This window comes from Verrucomicrobium sp., from assembly GCA_028283855.1.
In the GTDB taxonomy this organism is placed as follows: Bacteria; Verrucomicrobiota; Verrucomicrobiia; order Methylacidiphilales; family GAS474; genus GAS474.
This window is the reverse complement of the sequence record JAPWJX010000003.1, coordinates 1,164,208-1,186,554: the sequence shown is the minus strand read 5'-3', so window position 1 is coordinate 1,186,554 and position 22,347 is coordinate 1,164,208. Positions and strand designations below refer to the sequence as shown.

Below are 22,347 nucleotides of genomic sequence, written 5' to 3'. Positions count from 1 at the left end.
CGGGGAAAAGGTTTTTAGACCCGCGCCCGCGCCGGACGCTCCCCCCGCTCCCGCGGAAGCGCGGCCGAGGCGCGGAAACCCAAGCCACTCAGGTTCCGCCCCTTCTCCTCCCGGTAAAAATCGCCCAGGGTCAGGTCCCGGCCCAGGTTATGGCCGTCCCGCTCGGTGTAGTAAGGCACCTTCGGGTCGACGTGGGGGGAGGCGGCCAAAATCATCGGCTTCAAATCGCTCTTCATCGCGGCCCGCTCGGAAGAGCCCATCTCCATGACGGACGCATCGTAAAGGGTGTAGAAGCGGACCATCGCCCCCACCACCTCTCCCCGGGCGCGGCGGGTGGGCTGGGCCTTCAGGAGGGCGCCCAGCGTGGAGTAGTCGTGCTTCTGGATCAGGCGGGAGGCCTGACGGTCGAGTTCGCTGTTCATCGCCGCCGACCCTGGCAGCCCTTTTTTAAGAAACCGCGTACGGGAAGTGAATTCCCCGTTTCTCCCGTGTGACGGGAAGATGGCGCAAAAAAGCCGCGCCTCTCTCCCCCAAGGGAGAAAGGCGCGGCTGAAAGCGCGTCAGGAACGGTTAAATCGCCGCCTCGATCGAGCCCGTGCCGGCCTCCGGCGCGCGGCCCAGGCCGTTGCGGGAAGCGGTGAAATCGGCTCCGGCCAAGGATTCCTTGGCCCGCAGCTCGCGGGAATGGGGGGCGAAGCCCGGATGGACCTGCGGCGGATTATAAACGGCGTCCTTTTGCTGGTAGAACTTCGGGTCGGCGTCAAAGCCACCAAAAACGAGCTCATCGGGATCCGGGCGGTCAGAAGGAACGTAGTTCATATCTTTTATTTAATTCGGCTATTTTTTAACCGGCACATGCGGAAAACCGGCGGCGCTTCGGTTACGTTTCCTGAAACGCTTTGTTACGGAATTGCGACGGCAAAGCCGCTTTACTCCCGCCCCTGCTTCCATAAGGTGAAGGCCTCCCGATGGATCCCGCCGATTCCGCCTATTTCCCCTCCCACGAATGCGGCGTCTTCGCCGTCTACGGCCACCCCAACGCCGCCGAGCTGACCTACTACGGCCTCTACGCCCTCCAGCACCGCGGGCAGGAGAGCGCGGGAATCGTCAGCGCGCCGGGGAACAGCCTCCCCTTCGAGGTCCACCGGGGCATGGGCCTGGTCTCCCAGGTCTTTCCGGAGGCGGAGATCAAGCGCCTCACTGGCACCCGCGCCATCGGCCACGTCCGCTACTCGACGACCGGCTCCAGCAACATCAAGAACGCCCAGCCGATCACCGTCACCTGCTCCAAGGGGCAGCTGGCCATCGCCCACAACGGGAACCTGGTCAACGCGGGCATCCTGCGGGAGGAATTGGAGGCCCAGGGCTCCATCTTCCAGACCACCACGGACAGCGAGATCATCGTCCACCTCATGGCCAAGCTGGGCCCCGCCGGCGGCGGGCCCGCCGCGCGGGAGCAGAGCATCATCGAGACCCTGGGCCGCATCCAGGGAGCCTTCTCCCTGGTCGTCATGGGGGAAAGCGAGATCATCGGCGCGCGCGACGCCTTCGGCTTCCGCCCGCTGTGCATCGGCAAGCTGGACGGGGCCTACGTCCTCTCCAGCGAAACGTGCGCCCTGGACCTCATCCACGCCGAGTTCGTCCGCGACGTGGAGCCGGGGGAGATCGTCGTCATCGACGAGCAGGGGCTGCGCTCCCTCAAGCCCTACGTGCCGAAGCCCCGCCAGGCCCTCTGCGTCTTCGAGTTCGTCTACTTCGCCCGGCCGGACAGCACCCTCTCCGGCCACGGCGTCTCCCAGGCCCGCATCCGCATGGGGCAGGCGCTGGCCCGCCTCCACCCGGTGGAGGCCGACCTGGTCGTCCCCATCCCCGACTCCGGCAACTACGCCGCCCTGGGCTACGCGGAGGAATCGGGCATCCCCTACGGGCAGGCCTTCGTCCGCAACCATTACATCGGCCGCACCTTCCTGCAGCCCTCCCAGCTCACGCGCAGCTTCGGCGTGCGGGTGAAGCTCAACCTCATCAAGGCGGCGGTGAAGGGAAAGCGCGTCATCGTCGTCGACGACTCGATCGTCCGCGGCACCACCGCCCGCGCCCGCGTGGTGAACCTGCGGGAGGCCGGGGCCAAGGAAGTCCACATCCGCATCAGCTGCCCGCCCCACCGCCATCCCTGCCACTACGGCATCGACTTCCCCGACCCGGCCGACCTGATCGCCAACCAGATGGACGCCGAGGCGATCAAGAAATACCTGGGCGCCGACTCCCTGGGCTACCTGGACACCGCCAGCATGGTCCGCGCCTGCGGCCTGCCGGAAGACCGCTTCTGCCTGGCCTGCTTCAACGGGGACTACCCCGTGGAGGTGAAGGACGAGGCCGACAAGCTCCGCCTGGAGCGCCACGCCACCACCGGCGCGGGCCCCCTCCTGGATGAGGCCGACGTCTGGCAGGAACACCTCATTTGATGAAGAAAAAGCTCTACAGCCGGGCCGGCGTCGATGTCGACCTGGGCAACCGCGTCAAGGGCGGCATCGGCGCCCTGGTCGCCGCCGCGCGGCGGCCGGAGGTCCTCGGCTCCATCGGCGGCTTCGGCGGCCTCTTCCGCGCCAAATTCCCCAAGATGAAGGACCCCGTCCTCGTCGGCTCCATCGACGGCGTGGGGACGAAGCTGAAAGTCGCCGAGATGGCCGACCGCCACGACACGATCGGCGAGGACCTGGTGAACCACTGCGTCAACGACATCGCCGTCCTGGGCGCGGAGCCCCTCTTCTTCCTCGACTACATCGGCACCTCCAAGCTGGAGCCGAAGCGCTTCCGGCAGATCCTCACCGGCCTGGTCCGCGGCTGCAAGGGGGCGGGCTGCGCCCTCATCGGCGGGGAAACCGCCCAAATGCCCGGCCTCTACCACGGGAAGGATTACGACCTGGTCGGCTCCATCGTCGGCGTCGTCGACCGGAAAAAGATCGTCGACGGGCGCTCGATCCGCGCGGGGGACGCCCTCATCGGCCTGCCCGCCACCGGCCTGCACACGAACGGCTACGCCCTGGCCCGGCACATCCTCTTCGACAAGCTGAAGCTGACCCTGAAGAGCCGCCTTCCCGGCCTCAAGGGGACGCTCGGCGAGGCCCTGCTGGCCGTCCACCCCAACTACCTGCCCGTCCTGCGGAAAACGCGCCGCGCCGTGACCGTGAAAGGCATGGCCCACATCACCGGCGGCGGCCTCCTGGACAACCTCCCCCGCGTTCTGCCGAAGAAAGTCGACGCGCGGATTGACCTCGGCTCCTGGGAAATCCCGCCCCTCTTCCGCTTCCTGGTGGAAAAGGGAAAGATCGCCGGGGAAGAGCCCTACCAGGTCTTCAACATGGGGATCGGCATGGTCCTCGTCGTCGCGGAAAAGGACGCGGCCCAGGCGGCCCGCCTCTCCGGCGGCAGGGTGATCGGCCGGATCGTCAAAGGGACCGGCCGGGTGCGCCTCGGTTAAGTCTGGCGGCCGTGCCAGCGCACGTCCGGGTTGCGCACCATCGGCAGGCGGCCCCGTTCGTCCCGGCCCCGCAGCGATTCGGAAACCCAGACCGCCGTCCGCAATTCGGCCTTTTGGGCGTTCGGGGCGGCCTTGGCCAGTTTGACCGGGGTTTCCTCCGGCAGGAGATGGTAGTGGCGCATCGTCCGCACCATCTGCTCCAGCGCCTTGGCACGGACGCTGTAGCGGTGCTTCTCCTCCATCTCCATTTCGCCGAAGGTGCGGGGGCGGCCCGCCTGGCCGTTGGGCAGGAAGAGGCGGTCGTAGGAAAAGCCCTTTTCCCCCTGCACCTTGCGGGCGATTTTCCCCCGGCAAACCGACTCGACCGTGATGAGAACCTTCCCGTCGCGGACCAGGGAGAGGACCGTGTGGAATTGCGCGCCGCGGCGGCGGACCGGGACGTGCTTTAAATCGGAAATCATTCGGCGGTTGTTCTCTACCTCACGCTCGGCGGGGGTGATGCTGTTTTCCTTCACCGTGCGGGGGTCCCAGGCCTGGCGGGTATTGGCCATCTGGCAGTAGCGGGCGGAAAGGACGCCGGGACGGCCCTTCAGCGCGTCGACCTGGATGCCGGAATCGTCCGCCAGGACGAAGACGCCGGGGTGATTCAGGTGCTTGCTGATGGCCAGGGACTTGAGATGGGCGTTTTTCTGGAAGGTGTTTCCGGTTTCCTCGACCTCCGGCAGATCGGGCGGAGTGGCCAGGTGAACCGCGTCGCCGACGAGGTTCTTCAGCTCCGCGATCTTGCCCGCGTTGCTAGACGCCAGGACCAAGACCGGCTTTTCCGTGCTGAAATGGAGGGAGGCATCCATGCTTCTCTGTAATTCGCCTATTTTACAGAGAGGCTGCCCAACTTTTTCGCCAATCCTTCCAACGCCCGCGCCCGGTGGCTGATGGCGTGCTTCGCGGCGGCGTCCATTTCGGCAAAAGTCTGGGAAAAACCCTCCGGGACAAAGAGCGGATCGTAGCCAAAGCCCTCCGCCCCGCGCGGCGCCTCCAGGATCGCGCCCCGGCAGACCCCGTCGCTCGCCGCCGTGACCTCCCCGCCCCGCGCCAGGCAAAGGGAGCAGCGGAACTGGGCCCCGCGTTGAATGGCAGGCACCCCGGCCAGGGCGGCCAGGAGCTTCTCATTATTCCGGGCGTCGCTCTTCGGCTCCCCGGCGTAGCGGGCGGAATAGACGCCGGGCGCGCCGTCCAGGGCGTCGACTTCCAGGCCGGAATCGTCCGCCAGGACCGCGACCTCCGGCCCGACGTGGGCGGCGATGGTCAGGGCCTTCTTGGCCGCGTTTTCCTGGAAGGTGGCCCCGTCCTCCACCGGCTCCGGCAGGTCGGGATGGTCGAGCAGGGTTTCCACCCGCCATTGGCCGCCCAGCATGGCGGCGAATTCGCGGGCCTTTCCGGCGTTCCGGGTGGCGACGAGGAGGCGGGGGAGGGTCGGCATCGCTCCATGTAACCCGCCGGGCGGCCCATTTCCAGGGTGTTTTTGATTGAAGCGGCCCCCGTTTGCCCGTGTACTTCCGGCCCCCATGCAGACGACGCCGGCCCGCAAGCAGTTCCCCTTCGCCGAATTCGAGCCCAAATGGCAGCGCCTTTGGGCGGAGCGGCAGACTTTCCGCACGCCCAACCCGGGCGAGCCCGGCGCGGACAAGCCGAAGTACTACGTCCTGGACATGTTCCCCTACCCCTCCGGCGCGGGCCTGCACGTCGGCCACCTGGAAGGGTACACCGCCACCGACATCGTGGCCCGCTACAAGCGGATGCGCGGCTGCAACGTCCTGCACCCGATGGGGTGGGACGCCTTCGGCCTTCCCGCGGAGCAATACGCCATCCAGACCGGCACCCATCCGCGAGAGACGACGGCCAAGAACGTGGCCACCTTCAAGCGGCAGATCGACTCCATGGGCTTTTCCTACGACTGGAACCGGGAGATCGACACGACCGATCCGAAGTATTTCCGCTGGACCCAGTGGATCTTCCTTCAGCTCTACAAGAAGGGCCTGGCCTACGTCTCCGACGCGCCGGTCTGGTATTGCCCCAACCTGGGCACCGTGCTGGCGAACGAGGAGGTCCTCCAGACGCCGGAAGGCCCCCGCTCCGAGCGCGGCAGCCATCCCGTCGTCCGCCGCCCCTTGCGCCAGTGGATGCTGAAAATCACCGCCTACGCGGAGCGGCTCCTGGCCGACCTCGACCTACTGGACTGGCCCGAGTCGCTCAAGGAAATGCAGCGGAACTGGATCGGCCGCAGCGAGGGGGCGGAGGTCGACTTCGCCCTGGAGGACCGGCGGAAGCTGACCGTCTTCACCACCCGGCCGGACACCCTCTTCGGCGCGACGTATCTGGTCCTCGCTCCGGAGCATCCGCTGGTCGACGCCGTGACCGCGCCCGCGCAAGCGGAGGCCGTCCGCGCCTACCGGGAAAAGGCCGCCACGAAGAGCGACCTGGAGCGGACCGACCTGGCCAAGGAAAAGACCGGCACCGCCACGGGCGGCTTCGCCGTCAATCCGGTCAACGGGCAGAAGCTCCCCATCTGGATCGCCGACTACGTTTTGGCCAGCTACGGCACCGGAGCGATCATGGCCGTCCCCGCGCACGACGAGCGGGACCACGAGTTCGCCGTCGCCTTCGGCCTCCCCATCGTGGAGGTGGTGCAGCCGCCGCAGCCCGTGGAGGGCTGCTTCGCCGGGGAAGGCGTCGCCGTCAATTCCGGCTTCCTCGACGGCCTGGCCACCGCCGAGGCCAAGAAAAAGATCACCGCCTTCCTGGAAAAGGAAGGGACGGGCAAGGCCAAGGTGCAGTTCAAGCTGCGCGACTGGCTCTTCTCCCGCCAGCGTTACTGGGGCGAGCCCTTCCCCATCCTGTGGAAGGACGGCGAGCACCGCGCCCTGGCGGAGGACGAGCTGCCGCTGCTGCCGCCCGACCTCGACGACTTCAAGCCGAGCGCCGATGGCCAAGCCCCCCTCACCAAGGCGAAGGAGTGGCTCCAGCTCCCCGACGGCTCCACCCGGGAGACGAACACCATGCCCCAGTGGGCGGGCTCCTGCTGGTATTACCTCCGCTTCTGCGATCCGACGTATGCGCAGGGCCCGATTTCCCCGGAGGCCGAGCGCTACTGGCTGGGCGGGAAGGGCGGCGGCGTCGACCTCTACGTCGGCGGCGCGGAGCACGCGGTGCTCCACCTCCTCTACGCGCGCTTCTGGCACAAGGTCCTCTTCGACATCGGCGTGGTCACCTCCCCGGAGCCGTTCCGCAAGCTGGTGAACCAGGGCATCATCCTGGGCGAGGACAACCAGAAGATGTCGAAGTCCCTGGGCAACATCGTCAACCCGGACGAGATCATCGGCGAATACGGCGCCGACTCGGTCCGCCTCTTTGAAATGTTCCTGGGCCCCCTGGAACAGATGAAGCCCTGGTCCAGCCAGGGCATCGAGGGGGTCTACCGCTTCCTGGGCCGCGCCTGGCGCCTGGTGGCGGAGGAAGACCAGGAAGGCCGCTGGCAGCCCCACCCCAATCTGGCCGACGTCCCCGCCCCCGAGCCGCTCCTGCGCCGCCTGCACGAGACGGTCAAGAAGGTGACCGACGACCTCGACCGCCTCCAGTTCAACACCGCCATCGCCCAGATGATGGTGCTGGTGAACGACCTGACGAAGGAGGAGAAACGCCCCCGCTCCATCGTGCGGACGCTGGTCCTGCTCCTGGCTCCCTTTGCCCCCCACCTGGCGGAGGAGCTGTGGGAGCGGCTGGGCCACACCCAATCCCTGACCTACGAGGCCTGGCCCGTGGCGGAGGAACGCTACCTGGTGAAGAGCGAGGTCGAGATCGTCGTCCAGGTTTCCGGCAAGGTCCGGGGCCGGGTCACCGTCCCCGTCGCTGCGGAACGGGAAGCCGTCGAGGCCGCCGCCCGCGCCGATGAGACAGTTTTACCCTGGGTGGCGGGAAAAGAAGTCCTTAAGGTCGTTTACGTTCCGCAGAAGCTGATCAACTTCGTGGTTCGCTAAATCGGAACCCGCCCCACCTAGTTATAATACCTAGAAAGCACGCCAACCCCTTCCCCACGTGAAGGTTAACCTCTGGCTTACCCGGCGGGAACAGGGACTTGTCCTGTTTGTTCTTGCCCTCCTCCTCCTAGGTGGCATCGTCCGTGCTGTGAGGAACGTGATGGAAGCGCAAGCGACCCACCCAACTCAACCTTCAACCCCCCTGAATCCGGCCCCCCAGCCGGAAAAAGCCGACTAACTATGGCCAAACGGGATTTTGCTCAAGTCATTCAGGAGATCTGCGAGGCCGACCCCCGCTACACGGCCGATTGCTACGGCTTCGTCCGCGAGGGCCTGGACCACACCCTCAAGAACCTCAAGCGCGCCAGCCACGGCCCCCGCGGGCACGTCAGCGGCCAGGAACTCCTGGGCGGCCTGCGCGACTACGCCCTGGACGAGTTCGGCCCCATGAGCAAGGCCGTCCTCAACGAGTGGGGCATCACCCGCTGCGAGGACTTCGGCGAGATCGTCTTCAACCTGGTGAAATTCGGCATCCTGGGGAAGACCGACACCGATTCTCTCAACGATTTCCGGGAAGGGTTCAACTTCCACGACGCGTTCGTGAAGCCCTTCCGGCCCCACCATCAGGACCCGCGCGGCTCGCTGACGAAGCTCCCCCGCGTCCCCCGCCCCCGGAAGAACAAGCCGGGGAAAAAGTCCTCCGGCGCCACGAAAGAATAGTCGTTGATCGCTTCCCTGGTCCCAGGCTCCCTCCCGCGCGCGGGCGGCTCCCTCCTTCCGGAGATCGTCTCCTCCGAGCTGCCCAACGGGCTCCAGATCCTGGCCGCCGCCGACGCCTCCGCGCCGGTCGTCTCCATCCAGTATTGGTGCGCCACCGGCAGCATCCATGAGGGGCGCTGGCTGGGCGCGGGCCTCTCCCACCTGCTGGAGCACCTCCTTTTCAAGGGCACGCCCAGCCGGGGCAACTCCGGCATGGCCCGGGAGATTCAGGACCTCGGCGGCCACCTGAACGCCTACACCTCCTTCGACCGCACCGTCTACTACGCCGACCTCCCGGCGGAGAACTGGAAGGCCGCCCTGGCCATCCTGACGGACGCCGTGCAGCACTCCCTCATCCCGGCGGAGGAATTCGAGCCGGAGAAGGAAGTCATCCGCCGCGAGTTCGCCATGGGGGACGACAATCCCGACTCCGTGCTGATGAAGCTGGCCTTCCGCACCGTCTTCACCACCCATCCCTACCGCTTCCCCGTCATCGGCCACATCGACCTCTTCAACCGGCTGACGCGGGACGACGTCGTCTCCTACTACCGGGAGCGCTACGCCCCGCAGAACCTGACCCTCGTCGTCTGCGGCGCGGTCGACGCCCAGGCCGTCGCCGACGAGGCGGCCCGCCTGTGGAAGGAAGAGCCCCGCCGCTTCCTGCCCGACGTGACGCTGCCGCCGGAGCCCGCGCAGCAGTCCCCGCGCGCCGTCCGCCGCCCCTTCCCCACGGAGGTGACCCGCCTGGCCCTCCTCCACCCCATCCCCGGCTTCCACCACCCGGACATCCCGGCCCTGCAGCTCCTGGCCGTCATCCTGGGCGGCGGACGCAGCTCGCTCCTGCACCAGCTCCTCGTCGAAAAGGAAGGCCTGGCGGAGGAGGTCGACGCCTTCGCCTACGCGCCCGGGCAGGCGGGCCTCTTCGGCGTCGACGCCCGCTGCCAGCCGCAGAACGGGGACAAGGTCGCCGCCCGCCTCCGGGAAGAGCTCCAGCGCTTTGCCGAGAAAGGCCCCTCCCAGGCGGAGCTGGACCGCGCCCAGCGCCTCTGCCTGACGCAGCAGATCCAGCAGCTCAAGTCGATGTCCGGCAAGGCCTCCGCCATCGGCGGCGGCTGGCGCGTGGCGCGCGACCCGCGCCTGAGCCAGACCTTCCTGGACCGCCTCCAGGCCGTGACCGTCGCCGACGTGGCCGCAGCAGCGCGCCGCTACCTCGATCCCCGGACGGAAAGCCTCGTCGAGCTGGTGCCGCAGGAAAAGGAGGCACCCGCCGCCGCCGGCGCGCCCGCCGCGGCAGCGGAGCCGCCCCTGCCGCAAAAGCTGGCCGCCGCCACGCCACGCTCCCTCTACCTGCCGCAGGACCGGCTGCCCCTCTTCACCCTGCGCGCCGCGCTGCCCGGCGGCCTCCTTTCCCAGCCGGAGGGGAAGAGCGGCCTCTGCCGCCTGGCCAGCCAGCTCCTCCTGAAAGGGACGAAGCGCCGCAGCGCGGAGGAAATCGCCCGGGAGGTCGAGTCCCTCGGCGGCTCCCTCTCCGCCGACTCCGGCAACAATAGCGCCAGCCTCCACCTGGAACTCCTGAGCCAGGATTGGGAAACCGGCCTCGAGCTCTTCCTCGACGTCCTCACCGAGGCCCGCTGCGACGCAAAGGAACTGGAGATCGAGCGGCGCAAGCACCTGGCCGCGATCGCCCTGGAACAAGACCAGCCGATGGCCCTGGCCCGCGACCTGGTACGCGGCGCGCTCTATCCCGGCCACCCCTACGCCCACGGCATCCTGGGCGCGGCGGCCGAAGTGGCCGCCCTCACGCAAAAGGACGTCGCCGACTACGTCGCCTCCGCTTTCCGGAGGCCGGAATGGGTCCTGGGCGTCGCCGGACCGGTTCCGCCGGAAAAATGGATGGAGTCGATTTCCCGCCGCGCCGCCTTTTCCGGCGGCACGCCTCCCGTCCTCCCTCCCCTGCCCGCCTTCCCCGGCAAGGGCCCAATCCGGGTCTTCAAAGAAACGCCGAAGGAACAGGCCGTCCTTCAGATCGTCTTCCCCACCGTGCCCGCCGCCCATCCGGACCAGATTCCGCTCTCCCTCATCGCCGAGGCGCTCTCCGACCTGGGCACCCGCCTCTTCGTCCGCATCCGGGAGCAGCTGGGGCTGGCCTACTTCGTCAGCGCCACGCGCTTCCTGGGCGCGGCGGGCGGCTACTTCTGCTTCTACGCCGGGACCGATCCCAAGAAGAAGGAGCTGGTGGAGGCCGCCATGCTGGAGGAAATCGCCAAGCTGGCCGAGGGAGGGCTGACCGCCCCGGAGATCGAGCGCGCCCGCGCCAAGCTCCTCTCCGAGGAACAGATCGACTCCCAGAATCCGGGCGGGGTCGTCGCCGCCTCCGCCCTGGACGAGCTGCTGGGCCTGGGCTACGACGAGGCCCCCCGCCGCCGCGCCCGCCTGCGCGCGCTGACGGCGGAGGAGATCAACGCCGCCTGCCGGAAATACTTCGGCACCCAGGAATTTGTTGTCGCCACGGTCAGTCCGGCCTAACGTTACGCTCCCATGAGCGATTCCCCTTCCGTCAGCCCGCAGGAGCTTTCCCAGCGCTTCGCGCAGATGGTGATGATGCAGGCCCAGAACGTCCTTTATCTCCTGGGCCGCCTCTCCCCCCCGGGAGAAGGGCCGCCCCCGCAGCTCGCGGAGGCCAAGATGCTCATCGACCAGCTGGAGATGCTCCAGGTGAAGACGCAGAACAATCTCACCGGCCAGGAAGCCAAGCTGCTGGAGAACACCCTGACGCAGATGCGCCTGGCCTTCGTGGAGACGACGGGCGGCACCAGCCCCGCCATGATGCCCCGCTCGACGGCCTACGACGACTTCGGCCTGCCGCCGGAAGAGGAAGAGGCCGCCGCGCCCGCGCCGGAATTCTCCGCCGTGCCGCAGCAGGCTCCCGCCGCCCCCGCCGACGCTCCCAAGCCGGAGCCGGTGGAGGATAAGAAGAAGTTCTTCAAGAGCTATGGGTAGACGCAGAGGGAGGGGCTTCCCTCCCTCTGGACTCCCGCCCGCCTGAAGGCCGGGTCTTTCCGAATTATCAACGCCCCTTAAAACGGCGCAGCTCTTCCTCGAAATCGCCGAGGACGCTCTCGATCTCCATTTTCAGCCAGTCGGGCGACATGCAGAAGGCGCCCAGGCCTTCCACGACGCTCCGCTCCCCGCCGTCGGCGGTGATGACGGTGATTTCCCCCGGCTGCGCGTGCCGGGCGACGAGGGCCTCGATGATGCTGTCCGCACTCTGCCCGGCTTTGGAATAGAAGACCTCCATGTCCCCCGGATGGCCGCGCATCGCCGGGCCGCCGGTCTGGCCGTCGTAAATGAGCGTGACGTTCCAGTTCCCCGCGTCGTGAAAACGGCGGAGATGGGCGATGAGGGTTTCCCGCGCCTGGCGCGGGTTGCGCTGATGGAGGGCGCGCAGCTCCGGCCACGCGTAGAGAACGCTGTGGCCGTCGATGAGAAGGGGGCGCGCCATGGCGCCGCTCCTTACTTCTTAGCCTTGGCGGCGGGAGCCTTGGCCGGGGTGGCCTTGGCCTTCTTGCGCTTGAGGTATTGCTTGCGGCGGTTCCGCTTCTGAATCTTGTTGGTCTGTTGGCCCATGCCGTTTTTCTAGAGGGATTTTTTCAGAAAGCAATCTGTGTCCGCACGCCGATGACGGCGGCGTTCGGCGCGCCGGACTGGCCGCCGGGGGTCCAGATGTATTGAAAATCGGGCTGCACGTTCCACCACGGGGTGATGGTGACCTTGTACGTCGCCTCCAGGACGGTTTCCGCGCCGTAGGAAGGGGTGCCGTTCACCGCCTGCTGGTAGGCGCCGTAGGAACGGCTGATGGAGGACCAGGCCATGGCGATGCCCACCACGTCGTTCGTACGGCCGGGCATGAAGCCGGTCAGGTCGAGGCCGGCGTCGAGATACCAGTCGACGATGTTGACGTCCGGCGGCGCGTAGCCGAGGCGGGTGAAGCCGGAGAGGACCCGGCCATCCTTCTTCCACAGCTCATGGTCGGCGATGGCGTAAAGGCCGAAGTCGGCCCCCTCGCTCCGCAGGGTACCGGTCCCCAGCGCGGCCGCCTCCCGGGAGCCCCAGTCGTTCCAGTCGTGAGTGTGGACGAAGGAGCCGAGCTTATAGCTGCCTTTCAGCCCTTGATCGGGATTCACGACGTAGCCGACCTCGCTGTAGAGGGCCAGGCCGTCGTGGCCGTCGACGGGAAAATCGGTGCCATACGGGTTGAGCGTCTGGCTTTCGGAACTGCCGTTGTAGAGGCCGCTCATGAAGTAAAAGGCGGGAATCGGCTGGACAAGGAAGCGGACGCCGGGCGCCGCGATGGGGTAATTGTTCGCGTCATAGGGAGTGGCCAGGTTGGTGGCGGCCAGGTTGAACTCGCCGAAGGTGCCGTTGAGGAAAAGGTTGGCCGTGTCGGAAATCATGAATTCCGAATCGGTCGCCAATTGGCCGAAGCGGACGGAGGCGCGCTCCCCCCAAAACGCCTGCTGGAACCACAATTCCTGGAGCCGCACGGTGTTGTAACCCTGGATGCTGCTGACGTTGCCCAAGTCGCCCAGGTAGGCGGGGGAAAGCCCCGGCCCGGCGATCCAGAGCACGTTGACGTGGAAGGTGGCGCCTTGCCACGCGGGGACAAGCCGGTGGAGGTCGACGTCGAGCGGGACGTTGAGCAGGTGATCGTACATCACGGCCCGGCCCCGCCCGTCGTAGCCGCCCGCGCCGCCGCTCACGTTGCCGAAAACCTCGCCGGTGTAGACCGGGTTGATCGAAAAGCCCTCTTCCGCCATGTCGTGCCGCAGCGGCGGTACGCCCAGGAGGACAGGGCGTTCCCAGAGCCCGTCCGAGGGCTCGCCGCGCACCGGCTGATCCGGCAGGCCCGCATAGGGGCTGGGGGTGTTTCCGAAAACATGGGCCCCCGGCACGGAAGGCCCTGGCTGGGCGATGGGCGGGGAATAAGCCGGGGCGTCCGCCGCATGCGCGCGCAAAACCGTCCCCGCCAAAAACAGGGCGGGCAGCAGCCGCCGGAGTGGGAAGCGCACGGCCATGAAAGCCCTGGAAGCTACTCGATTCCCCCTAGACATAAAGCCAGTTTTGGACAGACTCGCCCCTGAAATGGGTCTCTTTATCCGGGCGGCCGCCTTTGGGTTCCTTTTTGCCCTCTTGGGCGGCGCGGCGGCGTCCGCCGAAACGCTGAAGGAAATGGGCCGCCGGACCGACCAGGAGGCGATCGCCTGGAGCGGCACTTTCAACGAACCCCATCTGGCCGCCTTCGTCCGCGAAAGCCTGGCGCGCAACGACGAGCCCGCCCTCCTCGTCGCCAATGTGACCGCCGCGGCGACCCACTCCCAGCGGGCCGTTTCCCTCCTGCTCCCCATCCTGCGCCAGACGTCCGGCGGGGCGCGGACCAGCTACCTGGCCGCCTCCGGCAATCCCCTGGCGGGCACGGAGGCCCCGGCGCTGGGCATCTTCTTCGCCGTCGGCTGGGAAAAGGAGATGTGGAAAACTTTTTCCGAGCGCCGCGACTTCCCCGACGCCGATTACGGGGCGTTCCGCTGGTCCCTGGCGGCGCAGTCCCTCAAGGCCTGGACGCTGGCCGTGGAGGCCCGCATGGAGCAGAAGCTGGCGGAGCGCGCCGTGGACGCCTCCAAGCAGATCCTCCAGACCGTCCAGGCCCAGCTGGAAGGCCGCGCCGCGCTGCGCGGCGACTTCGACCGGGCGACGGCCGACCTGGCCGAGAGCCGCCAAAACGCCGCCGACGCCGACCTGGCCGCCCGCGCCGCCGTCCGCGGCCTGGAGACGCTCCTGGGCCGCTACCCGGAAGACCTCCTGGAAAAGGTCCGCTTCTTCCAGGCCTCGCCGCCCGCGCTGCCCGCCGGCCTTCCTTCCTCCCTCCTGGAGCGGCGGCCCGACGTGCGCCAAGCGGGGGAGGCCCTGGTGGCCGCCTTCCCGGACCAGGTGGGCAGCGCCCGCCTGCCCCTCCTCCCCCTCACCTCCGTCACCGGCGGGCCCAGCGAGACGCTCGACCGCCTCTTCGACGAGGGGAACCCCTTTTCCTTCAGCGGCAGCCTCCTGGACGCCCTGCGCAAGGGCGGATACAGCGACGCCGAGTTCGACAAACTCGACGGCCGCCAGCAGGAAGCCGTGACCCGCTACGACGCGGCCGCCCGCGCCGCCTTCCGGGAAGTGCAGCGGATGCTCGACAACGAGATCTCCCTCCGCGCGCGGGAGGAATCGCTCCTGCGCATCGTCACCAACGACGAAACCGTCCGCAAGGTGGCGGAGAAGCGCTACCAGAACGGATCGATCGACCTGACCGACCTGCGCGCCGCCGAGATGCAGGAAATCCAGACCGGCGCGGCCCTCATCGCCGTCCACGCCTCCCGCCTGAGCAACCGGGCCGACCTGACGCTCGCCCTGGGCGGAGCGGTCCCCCGCTAGGGGATCAGCCCCACAGGCCCTCCAGCTCCTCCAGCGTCTTCCCCTTCGTCTCCGGGACGAAACGCCAGACGAATCCCGCCGCCAGGAGCGCCATGCCCGCGTAAAGCCAGTAGGCGAAGGCGTGGTGGAAAAGGGCGACGAGACGCGCCTGCCCGTCGAAGATCGGGAACGACCAACTCACCGCGTAATTGGCGATCCACTGCGCGGCGACCGCCACCGCCATCGCTTTCCCCCGGATCGAATTGGGGAAGATCTCGCTAAGCAGCACCCACGTCACCGGCCCCCATGACACGGCGAAGGCCGCGATGTAGGCCAGCATGGCGGCCAGCGCCAGCACCCCCTTCTCCTGCCGGAAAAGGGCCAGGCCCAAGACGCCCATCGCCGCCGCCATGGCCAGCGCGCCCCCGATTTGCAAAGGCCGCCGCCCGCAGCGGTCGACCGTGACGATGGCCGCGACGGTAAAGAGCGCGTTGACCGCGCCGACCAGGATCGTCTGGAACAGGGAGGCATTCGTGTCCAGGCCCATGCCCCGGAAAATTTCCGGCGCGTAATAGAGCACCACATTGATGCCGACCAGCTGCTGGAAAACGGAAAGGAGGACGCCGATCGCCACGACCGCCCCGCCGAAGGAAAAAAGCCGCCCCGAATGGCCGCGCGCCGTGGCCCGCATCGCCTCCAGCTCCCGCGCGGCCTCCTCCGGCGCGGCCAGGCGCAGCAGCACCGCCCGGGCCTCCGCCTCCCGCCCCCGCAGCACCAGCCAGCGCGGCGTCTCCGGCACGAGAAAGAGGAGCCCAAAAAAGAGCGCGGCGGGCGCCGCCGCCGAGGCGAACATCCAGCGCCATCCCACGGCGTGCAGCCACGCCTCCCCGCCGCCGTACGCGGCGATGCCGTAATTGACGAAGTAAACGGAGACGATCCCCGTGACGATCGCCATCTGGTTCCAGGCCACCAGGCTTCCCCGCAGCCGCGCGGGCGCGATCTCCGCGATGTACATGGGGGAGAGCATCGAGGCCAGTCCGATCCCGACGCCGCTTAAGACGCGATACAAGAAGAACACCCAAAGGAACTCCGCCCCGCCGCTGCCGACGGGCGCCAGGCCCAGCTCCGGCGCCGCCGAGCCGAGCGAGGAGAAAAGAAAGATCAGCGCCGCGAGCAGGAGGCCCCGCTTGCGCCCCAGCCGGGCCGCGACCCAGCCGCCCGCCATCCCGCCCAGGACACAGCCGATAAGCGCGGCGGAAACCAGGAGTCCCAAGAGCGCGTTGGCCGCATCCGGTGCCAGCCCGCGGGGCGCGATGAAATGGGCACGGAGGCTGCCCACCGCGCCGGAAATCACCGCCGTGTCATAGCCGAAAAGGAACCCGCCCAGCGCGGCCACCCACGCCAGAAAAACGACGGGGAAACGCATTCGGGGTTTTTACCTTAAAATACGCTAAAATTGCCAAAGAATAAAAACCTCTAATTTTTTCACCGCGTTGGCCTTCTTCTTGCTTTGTTAGCCATCTTCCCAGATGGGATAATATTGATAGATAGATTAAGTAGACTTTTAACAGCCGCCATTCTACCGTCCCCCCCTCATGAGCGACTTTACCCACGCCTCGGATAAGGTGATCGAGAACACCGTCTTGGAGGCCTTCCAAATGGGTCATGGGCAAATTGAGCTGGAGCACCTCTTCCTCGGCCTGCTGCGGACCCGCTACGGCATGTCTACCCAGCTGCTCAATCAAATGAGCAAAGGGGAACTGGGCATCGTGCGGGAAGAGGTCAAGAAACAGCTGGAGCTGCGCCACGCACGGGCGGGGACCACCATCCCTCCCGTCGTCACCGGCGTGGTGCCGTCCCACACCCAGGCGCTGCGGCATGCCATGTTCCGCGCCGGATTCCGGGCCAAGCAGCGCAACCACTTCATCGACCCGGACCACCTCCTCTACGGCGTGGTGGAAGAGACCATCGACGGTCCTTCCGACTCCCTGCAGGCGGTCTTCAACACCTTCCACACTCTCGTTCCCAACCTCAAACGCACCCTGACTATGAGACTCGACAACGGCAAGTACCCCTCCCCCATCCCCCAGTCGAACGGCGACCTCGATATCCTCGAGGAATTCGGCATCGACATGACCGCCATCGCCGCCAAGGGCGGGTATGACCCGATGATCGGCCGCACCGAGGAACTCGACAAGGTGATCAAGGCCCTGGGCCGCCGCACGAAGAACAATCCGATGCTCATCGGCGACGCCGGCGTGGGCAAGACCGCCATCATCGAAGGCCTGGCCCAGGCCATCGTGAAGGGCGACGTTCCCGAGGAACTGCGCGGCCGCCGCATCTTCTCCATCCCCCTGGCCAACCTCGTGGCGGGCACCAAATACCGCGGCCAGTTCGAGGAGCGCCTCAAGGGCGTCATCGAGCAGGCGGAAGCCGCCAAGGCGATCCTCTTCATCGACGAGACCCACACCCTCGTCGGCGCGGGCGACGCGGAAGGCGGCCTGGACGCCTCCAACATTCTCAAGCCCGCCCTCGCGCGCGGCAGCCTGCAGGTCATCGGCGGCACCACTCCTAACGAGTTCCGCCGGATCGAGAAGGACAAGGCCCTGGGCCGCCGCTTCCAGGTCGTCGACGTGCCGGAGCCTTCCCAGAAGGAAACCCTCCAGATCCTGCAGGGCCTCCAGCCGAAGTATGAGGCGCACCACAAGGTGACCTACACTCCGGAAGCGCTGGCCTCCGCCGTCCGCCTCTCCGCCCGCTACGTGCAGGACCGCTTCCTGCCGGACAAGGCGATCGACCTCATCGACCAAGCCGGTTCCAACGCCCACGCCGACTCCAATCACCGGCCGGAAGCAATCAAACAGCTGGAGGCGGAACACGCCCTCGTCCGCAAGCAAAAGGACGAGGCCATCGCCCTCTCCCGCCACGACGACAGCCCGGAAGTCCTGCGGCAGTGCATCGAGCTCCAGGAAAAGGAGAACAACGCCAAGAAGGAACTCGACCAGGCCAACTCCGCCTGGAATAGCCAGCGGGAAAAGAACCCCGTCGTCATCGGCGAGGACCAGATCCGCAACGTCATCTCCAAGTGGACCGGCATCCCCGCCGACCGGATCGGGGAAGACAACAAGAAGCGCCTGAGCCACATCACCGAGGAGCTGAACAAGCACGTCATCGGCCAGAAAGAGGCCACGGAAGCCGTGGGCCGCACCGTGAAGCGCTCCGGCGCCGAGGTCGAGGTCAACAAGGGCCCCCTGGGCTCCTTCCTCTTCCTGGGCCCCACCGGCGTGGGCAAGACGGAGACCGCCCGCGTGCTCAACCGCGTCGTCCTGGGTAACCAGGACGATAAGGACATCATCCGCATCGACATGTCCGAGTACATGGAAAAGCAAAGCACCTCCCGGCTCATCGGCTCGCCTCCGGGCTACGTCGGCTACGAGGAAGGCGGCCAGCTGACGGAGCGCGTGCGCCGGAAGCCCCACTCCGTCGTCCTCCTGGACGAGATCGAAAAGGCCCACCCGGACGTCTTCAACCTCCTCCTCCAGGTCCTGGATGACGGGCGGCTGACGGACGGCCAGGGCCGGACGGTCGACTTCAAGAACACCTACTTCATCATGACCTCCAACCTGGGCACGGAAGACCTCCGCGCCGAGCTGGAGCGCGCGGGCGCCAAAAACCACGGCTTCACCAAGGGGGAAAAGCCCGTCCAGACCTTCTCCCAGGAGAAGATCGACAACATCATGCTTGGCGCCGTGAAGAAGGCCCTGCGTCCGGAGCTGCTCAACCGCATCGACGACGTCGTCGTCTTCCACCCCCTGGAAAAGAACGACGTCAAAGAGATCCTCGACCTCCAGATCGCCCGGATCAACAAAGGCCTGCAGACCTCCCACGGCATGAAGCTGCGCCTGACCCCGGAAGCCTCCGAATTCCTGATGGAAAAGGGATACGACCGGCAGTACGGCGCCCGCCCCATGGAACGCGCGCTCAAGAAGAACGTGCTCGACCCCCTCAGCGACGGGATCCTGGAAGGCACCCTCACGGACGGCCAGACGCTCGACCTCGGCGTGAAGGACGGAAAGATCACCTTCCGCGACGCGAACGCCCTGCCCACCCCGGCCCCCACCAACATCCTGGGCCTGGACCGCTTCCGCCCGCCCGTTACCGACCTGCTGGACGGCGGTCTGGACGGCGCCAGCCGCAGCTCCCTGCTGGGCGGCGAAAGCAACGCGCCCGAGCGCGTCCGGCTCCAGTAACCGGTTGGGATCCCTCCCGGACGCCGCCGTCGGTCTTTGCACCGGCGGCGGCGTTTCCGTTTGCCAGAACGGGGCCGACCTTCTACAACGAAAGGTCGCGCCAGGAGCTGTGGCTGAGTGGCCGAAAGCGGCGGTTTGCTAAACCGTTATACGAGTAAAATCGTATCGGGGGTTCGAATCCCCCCGGCTCCGCGCGTTTTCAATTTCTTCCGCATGAAATGGTGCTTATGGGGCACCTCATGCCATCAACACGCGATGTTGCATGAGTAGCAATCGCGGGATGAGTGCCTCGAATAAATTGCACTAAGTTGCACTTGAGGGAATCTGCCCCATTCCATACCCTCACCCTATGGGACGCCCCAGCAAAATTACCATCCAAGCCGCCCGAGGAAAAATGATGCTCCGGGTACCATCGAAATTCAGCCAGAGCGGTAAAGTGGAAAGGTATTTCTTCCCCACACGGCGGGCTGCCCAGGACGAAAAAACCCGACTGGAAGAGTCGATTGCCGAGCATGGACGCGGAGCTGCCATCTCCCAGGACGAGCGCCTGGCGTTGTCGATGGCCAGGAAGGAGGGGCTCTCTGCCGACCAGCTCCTAGATGCCATCCGACGCTTCAAGGATACCCCCATGGCCGAGAATGCCGTACGGGTGAGCGACTTGATCGACCTCTTCCTGAAATTCCATGCCGAGGTGAAGCGGAGCGGCTTGCGTCACCGTAGCACGCTAAAGTCGCGCCTGGCATCATTTGCAGCCAAGCACGGGGCCTACTCCTCCGACGCCATCGGGCCGGAAACGATAACCCGCTATCTCGACGCCATCCCCGACCAGCAAAGCCGCCTAAACCACTACCTCTCCCTATCTGGCTTCTTCAATTTCGCAATAGAGCGTGGGCACATTGGCCAGCACCCAATGAAGGTGCCCAATCGGATCGTGCAGCGGCCTACCGTCGAATACCGGCCACCCGATATCCTAAAGGAATCCGAGGCTGTCGATATGCTGGAGGCGGCCGAGGGAGTAAATCGCGTTGTCCTGGCGCTCGGATGCTTCGCCGGGATTCGCTCCTGCGAGATGGTGCCCCCCGGATGGAAAAGGCCGGTCCTGGAATGGTCCGACTTCGACTGGAAGGAGGGAACCATTCACATCCGCCGTGAGGTGGCGAAGAAGACTAGGAAACGAGACAATGAGAGATGGGTTCCAATCACCGACGCTCTGCGCGCCTGGATCGAGCCCATGGCGAAGAAATCCGGTCGAGTCGTCGACTGTCCAATTCGGGAGTTCTACGCCGGTCGTGGGAAATTGGTCGAGGCGGCTGGCCTGAAGGAATGGCCCGACAATGCGCCTCGCCACTCCTACGCGAGCTATTTCCTGGCCGCCTATCCCGAGAAGGGAGCAGCCGCCTTAGCGCAAAACATGGGGAACAGTGAGACGGTGGCTCGCCAGCATTACATTCGCGCCCTGAAAAGGACGGATGGAGAGGCCTGGTTCGCGCTGCGCCCCAAATAGGAAATCCGACCAGTGAACATGTCGGGGGTTCCTGCTACCCCGCCATTAATTCGTCGATCCGCCGCTGACGATTCCCTCAACGTTCGACGTCGACGACAGGTTGATAGCGTCCGCGGTGGCATCCGTAGCTTTTTCCTTCGACCGCTTCTTCTCGGAAATCACCTTCGTCTCGTAGCCTCGATCTTTCGCCAGGGTGTGCTGCACGGCGGTGATGATCCAGTCCTTTTCGATGGCGGAGGGAAAGTCGCCGGTCAGGGTCAGGGTGCCCTCTGCCATGAACTCCGGGTGCCCTGCCAGCGTCACCTCGATGTTGTGCTCCCCGCGTTCCGATTGATCGAGCATTGAGTCGGCGGCCGCCGCGGCCGTTGCCGCGTCGGGATAGGGATGAGGATGCTGGTAGTCCGCGCCAGCGTCCGTCGTATCGTCCTCGTAACCTGCGCCGTCGATGCTTGTAGTGCTGGCAGGGGTTACCGAGCTGCCGCTCACGACGGATTCCACATTGCTAGATCGGGTTAGGGTCACGGTCTGGCCGAGGTTGTTGTCGTGGTAGCGGGTCGAGACTGTGGCCTTGCGGGTGCGTCTGCCAATTGTGGCCTGGTAGGAGATGACGTCTTCCCGGTCGAGGGTGATACCTTTTAGGCTCTTTCCGTTCACGCTCTTTGATGTGCCGCGCTTGGAGAAAACCAGGCGGCCCATCATGGGCTTGAAGACGGCTCCGTACTCACGTGATAGACGGGTAAGTAGGTTCATGTCGCTTTCAGCCAACTGGTCGATATGCGGAATCGGAACCTGTGCCATCTCGTCGTCTATGGCCGCCTGGAGGCCGTTGTCTTTTGCGATAGTCTTGAAGATTTCCCCGATTGTCATGCCGGACCAGGAGCGCGTCTTGCGGCTTTGGATCGGTTTTTGCCCAGCCGCTCCGGTGAAAGGCGCGGCCTTGCCCTGTACGCGAACCATGTCGGGCGGCCCGGAGAGAATCACCGCGTCGATCATGTAAGACCCCATGACGCGAAGCTGGCCGGTGTAGCCCAGGCTGACGGTGAGGATCGCCCCCTTGTCCGGGATGATGAGGCGGCGGTCTGCGTTGGAGAGGGAGATGTCGAGCGCGTCGGAGACCTCCGCCGCGTTGTCGGTGACGGTGAGGCTGATGAGCCGGTCCCGGAAGTTGTCGGTCAGATCCCCTTCCTGGCCGGTGACTTTGAAATCCGGCGTCATGCGTCAGGAAAATAGACGGACGACTTCCTGGGTTTTCGGCGTCACGTCCGGCAGGGTGATGAGGAGTCCGGCAGGGAGCGTAACGTATTGGCCGAGGTCAAGGGGGCGGTTGGACTCCAGCGTGGCCTCCACCTGGCCGCTGTAGGTCGTGCCGTAATAGCGGTAGCAGATGGCATCGACGGTCTCGCCCTCTTTGGTGCGGTAGGTCATACGAGAAGCCCCATTAGGCCACCCACAGATACGGGGAATCCCGCGATTTTGACCGTTAGGTCGTCGGCCTGGACGAGCTGCACGGTGAAGTCGAGCTTGCGAGGCACGCCGTCGGAGAAGAAGTATTCCTGCCCCTCGCGGACGGAGAGGACAGACCAGAGGCCCAGATAAACACCCCTCCCCGTGACCAGCGTCAGCTTGGTGCCAAGACCGGCCTGGGTACGTAGGAGGTCGAGTTGGGTGGCGCTCCCCTTGAAGCCGGGATAGATGATTCCCTCCAGGGTGATCGAGTCGGACGATGGGCCCGTGCTTTGCAGGAGAGGCAGCTTCCCGAAGCGTTCGCTCTGCGGCCAGCGGTAGGAGGTCTCCCGCTCAAGCCGCTGATAGGCCGCGGTGTCGAGGGAGAAGCGGAAGGCCCCCAGGGCCATCATGATAGTTCCGATTGCCATA

19 protein-coding genes and 1 tRNA gene are annotated in these 22,347 nt (G+C 66.2%); 10 read left to right on the top strand and 10 right to left on the bottom strand.

Annotation, left to right across the window (positions count from 1 at the left end):
• Window positions 1-14: 14 nt before the first annotated feature.
• Entirely contained in the window at window positions 15-422 is a 408-nt protein-coding gene (locus PW734_07085) for a hypothetical protein (protein MDE1170955.1), read from the bottom strand.
• Between the two features lie 148 nt (window positions 423-570).
• Window positions 571-819, bottom strand: coding sequence for a hypothetical protein (locus tag PW734_07080; protein ID MDE1170954.1), 249 nt, complete (start codon window positions 817-819; stop codon window positions 571-573).
• 149 nt (window positions 820-968) lie between these two features.
• Here PW734_07080 and purF point away from each other — a divergent pair, with 149 nt between their 5' ends.
• Together purF and purM are read left to right on the top strand one after the other, a co-directional pair.
• Window positions 969-2,462, top strand: coding sequence for an amidophosphoribosyltransferase (gene purF, locus PW734_07075; GenBank protein ID MDE1170953.1), 1,494 nt, complete (start codon window positions 969-971; stop codon window positions 2,460-2,462).
• Complete coding sequence (gene purM / locus PW734_07070; protein MDE1170952.1) at window positions 2,462-3,478, top strand: phosphoribosylformylglycinamidine cyclo-ligase; 1,017 nt, start codon at window positions 2,462-2,464, stop codon at window positions 3,476-3,478. The genes purF and purM overlap by 1 nt, the downstream gene beginning before the upstream one ends.
• Here the strand turns inward: purM and PW734_07065 are convergent.
• Both PW734_07065 and rdgB read right to left on the bottom strand, forming a co-directional pair.
• The gene (locus tag PW734_07065; GenBank protein MDE1170951.1) at window positions 3,475-4,329 is read right to left on the bottom strand and encodes a non-canonical purine NTP pyrophosphatase; all 855 of its coding nucleotides are present in this window, start codon (window positions 4,327-4,329) and stop codon (window positions 3,475-3,477) included. The genes purM and PW734_07065 overlap by 4 nt on opposite strands.
• Window positions 4,330-4,346: 17 nt before the next feature.
• Window positions 4,347-4,958 carry an RdgB/HAM1 family non-canonical purine NTP pyrophosphatase gene (gene rdgB, locus PW734_07060; GenBank protein ID MDE1170950.1) on the bottom strand — a complete coding sequence of 204 codons (612 nt, stop codon included), beginning with the start codon at window positions 4,956-4,958 and terminating at the stop codon, window positions 4,347-4,349.
• An 85-nt stretch (window positions 4,959-5,043) separates the two neighbouring features.
• On the opposite strand from rdgB, the gene leuS reads away from it, so the two are divergent.
• From leuS to PW734_07040, 4 genes are all read left to right on the top strand, one after another.
• Complete coding sequence (leuS, locus tag PW734_07055) at window positions 5,044-7,512, top strand: leucine--tRNA ligase (protein ID MDE1170949.1); 2,469 nt, start codon at window positions 5,044-5,046, stop codon at window positions 7,510-7,512.
• A gap of 240 nt (window positions 7,513-7,752) precedes the next feature.
• A complete protein-coding gene (locus PW734_07050; GenBank protein ID MDE1170948.1) occupies window positions 7,753-8,232 on the top strand; it encodes a hypothetical protein in 480 nt (159 codons plus the stop codon).
• A gap of 3 nt (window positions 8,233-8,235) precedes the next feature.
• Window positions 8,236-10,797 carry a pitrilysin family protein gene (locus PW734_07045; protein MDE1170947.1) on the top strand — a complete coding sequence of 854 codons (2,562 nt, stop codon included), beginning with the start codon at window positions 8,236-8,238 and terminating at the stop codon, window positions 10,795-10,797.
• Window positions 10,798-10,809: 12 nt separating this feature from the next.
• Window positions 10,810-11,271 carry a DUF1844 domain-containing protein gene (locus PW734_07040; protein ID MDE1170946.1) on the top strand — a complete coding sequence of 154 codons (462 nt, stop codon included), beginning with the start codon at window positions 10,810-10,812 and terminating at the stop codon, window positions 11,269-11,271.
• A 67-nt stretch (window positions 11,272-11,338) separates the two neighbouring features.
• On the opposite strand, the gene PW734_07035 is transcribed toward PW734_07040, so the two are convergent.
• Together PW734_07035 and PW734_07030 are read right to left on the bottom strand one after the other, a co-directional pair.
• Window positions 11,339-11,773 carry an NYN domain-containing protein gene (locus PW734_07035; protein ID MDE1170945.1) on the bottom strand — a complete coding sequence of 145 codons (435 nt, stop codon included), beginning with the start codon at window positions 11,771-11,773 and terminating at the stop codon, window positions 11,339-11,341.
• Between the two features lie 148 nt (window positions 11,774-11,921).
• Window positions 11,922-13,346, bottom strand: a complete 1,425-nt coding sequence (locus tag PW734_07030) for a carbohydrate porin (GenBank protein MDE1170944.1) — start codon at window positions 13,344-13,346, stop codon at window positions 11,922-11,924.
• A gap of 67 nt (window positions 13,347-13,413) precedes the next feature.
• On the opposite strand from PW734_07030, the gene PW734_07025 reads away from it, so the two are divergent.
• Window positions 13,414-14,739 (top strand): TolC family protein, encoded by a 1,326-nt coding sequence (locus PW734_07025; protein ID MDE1170943.1) that lies wholly within the window; start codon window positions 13,414-13,416, stop codon window positions 14,737-14,739.
• Between the two features lie 4 nt (window positions 14,740-14,743).
• Here PW734_07025 and xylE read toward each other — a convergent pair whose 3' ends face one another.
• Entirely contained in the window at window positions 14,744-16,144 is a 1,401-nt protein-coding gene (gene xylE / locus PW734_07020) for a D-xylose transporter XylE (protein MDE1170942.1), read from the bottom strand.
• A 169-nt stretch (window positions 16,145-16,313) separates the two neighbouring features.
• Here xylE and PW734_07015 point away from each other — a divergent pair, with 169 nt between their 5' ends.
• The 3 genes from PW734_07015 (at window position 16,314) to PW734_07005 (ending at window position 20,472) form a co-directional block, all read left to right on the top strand.
• A complete protein-coding gene (locus tag PW734_07015) occupies window positions 16,314-18,968 on the top strand; it encodes an ATP-dependent Clp protease ATP-binding subunit (GenBank protein MDE1170941.1) in 2,655 nt (884 codons plus the stop codon).
• Between the two features lie 103 nt (window positions 18,969-19,071).
• Window positions 19,072-19,160, top strand: a tRNA-Ser gene (locus PW734_07010).
• A 157-nt stretch (window positions 19,161-19,317) separates the two neighbouring features.
• Window positions 19,318-20,472 (top strand): hypothetical protein, encoded by a 1,155-nt coding sequence (locus PW734_07005; GenBank protein ID MDE1170940.1) that lies wholly within the window; start codon window positions 19,318-19,320, stop codon window positions 20,470-20,472.
• A gap of 45 nt (window positions 20,473-20,517) precedes the next feature.
• On the opposite strand, the gene PW734_07000 is transcribed toward PW734_07005, so the two are convergent.
• The 3 genes from PW734_07000 to PW734_06990 are packed head-to-tail and all read right to left on the bottom strand — an operon-like array spanning window position 20,518 to window position 22,346.
• Entirely contained in the window at window positions 20,518-21,687 is a 1,170-nt protein-coding gene (locus PW734_07000) for a contractile injection system protein, VgrG/Pvc8 family (GenBank protein MDE1170939.1), read from the bottom strand.
• Between the two features lie 3 nt (window positions 21,688-21,690).
• Window positions 21,691-21,897 carry a tail protein X gene (locus tag PW734_06995; GenBank protein ID MDE1170938.1) on the bottom strand — a complete coding sequence of 69 codons (207 nt, stop codon included), beginning with the start codon at window positions 21,895-21,897 and terminating at the stop codon, window positions 21,691-21,693.
• Entirely contained in the window at window positions 21,894-22,346 is a 453-nt protein-coding gene (locus tag PW734_06990) for a phage tail protein (protein MDE1170937.1), read from the bottom strand. The genes PW734_06995 and PW734_06990 overlap by 4 nt, the downstream gene beginning before the upstream one ends.
• Window position 22,347: the final 1 nt, after the last annotated feature.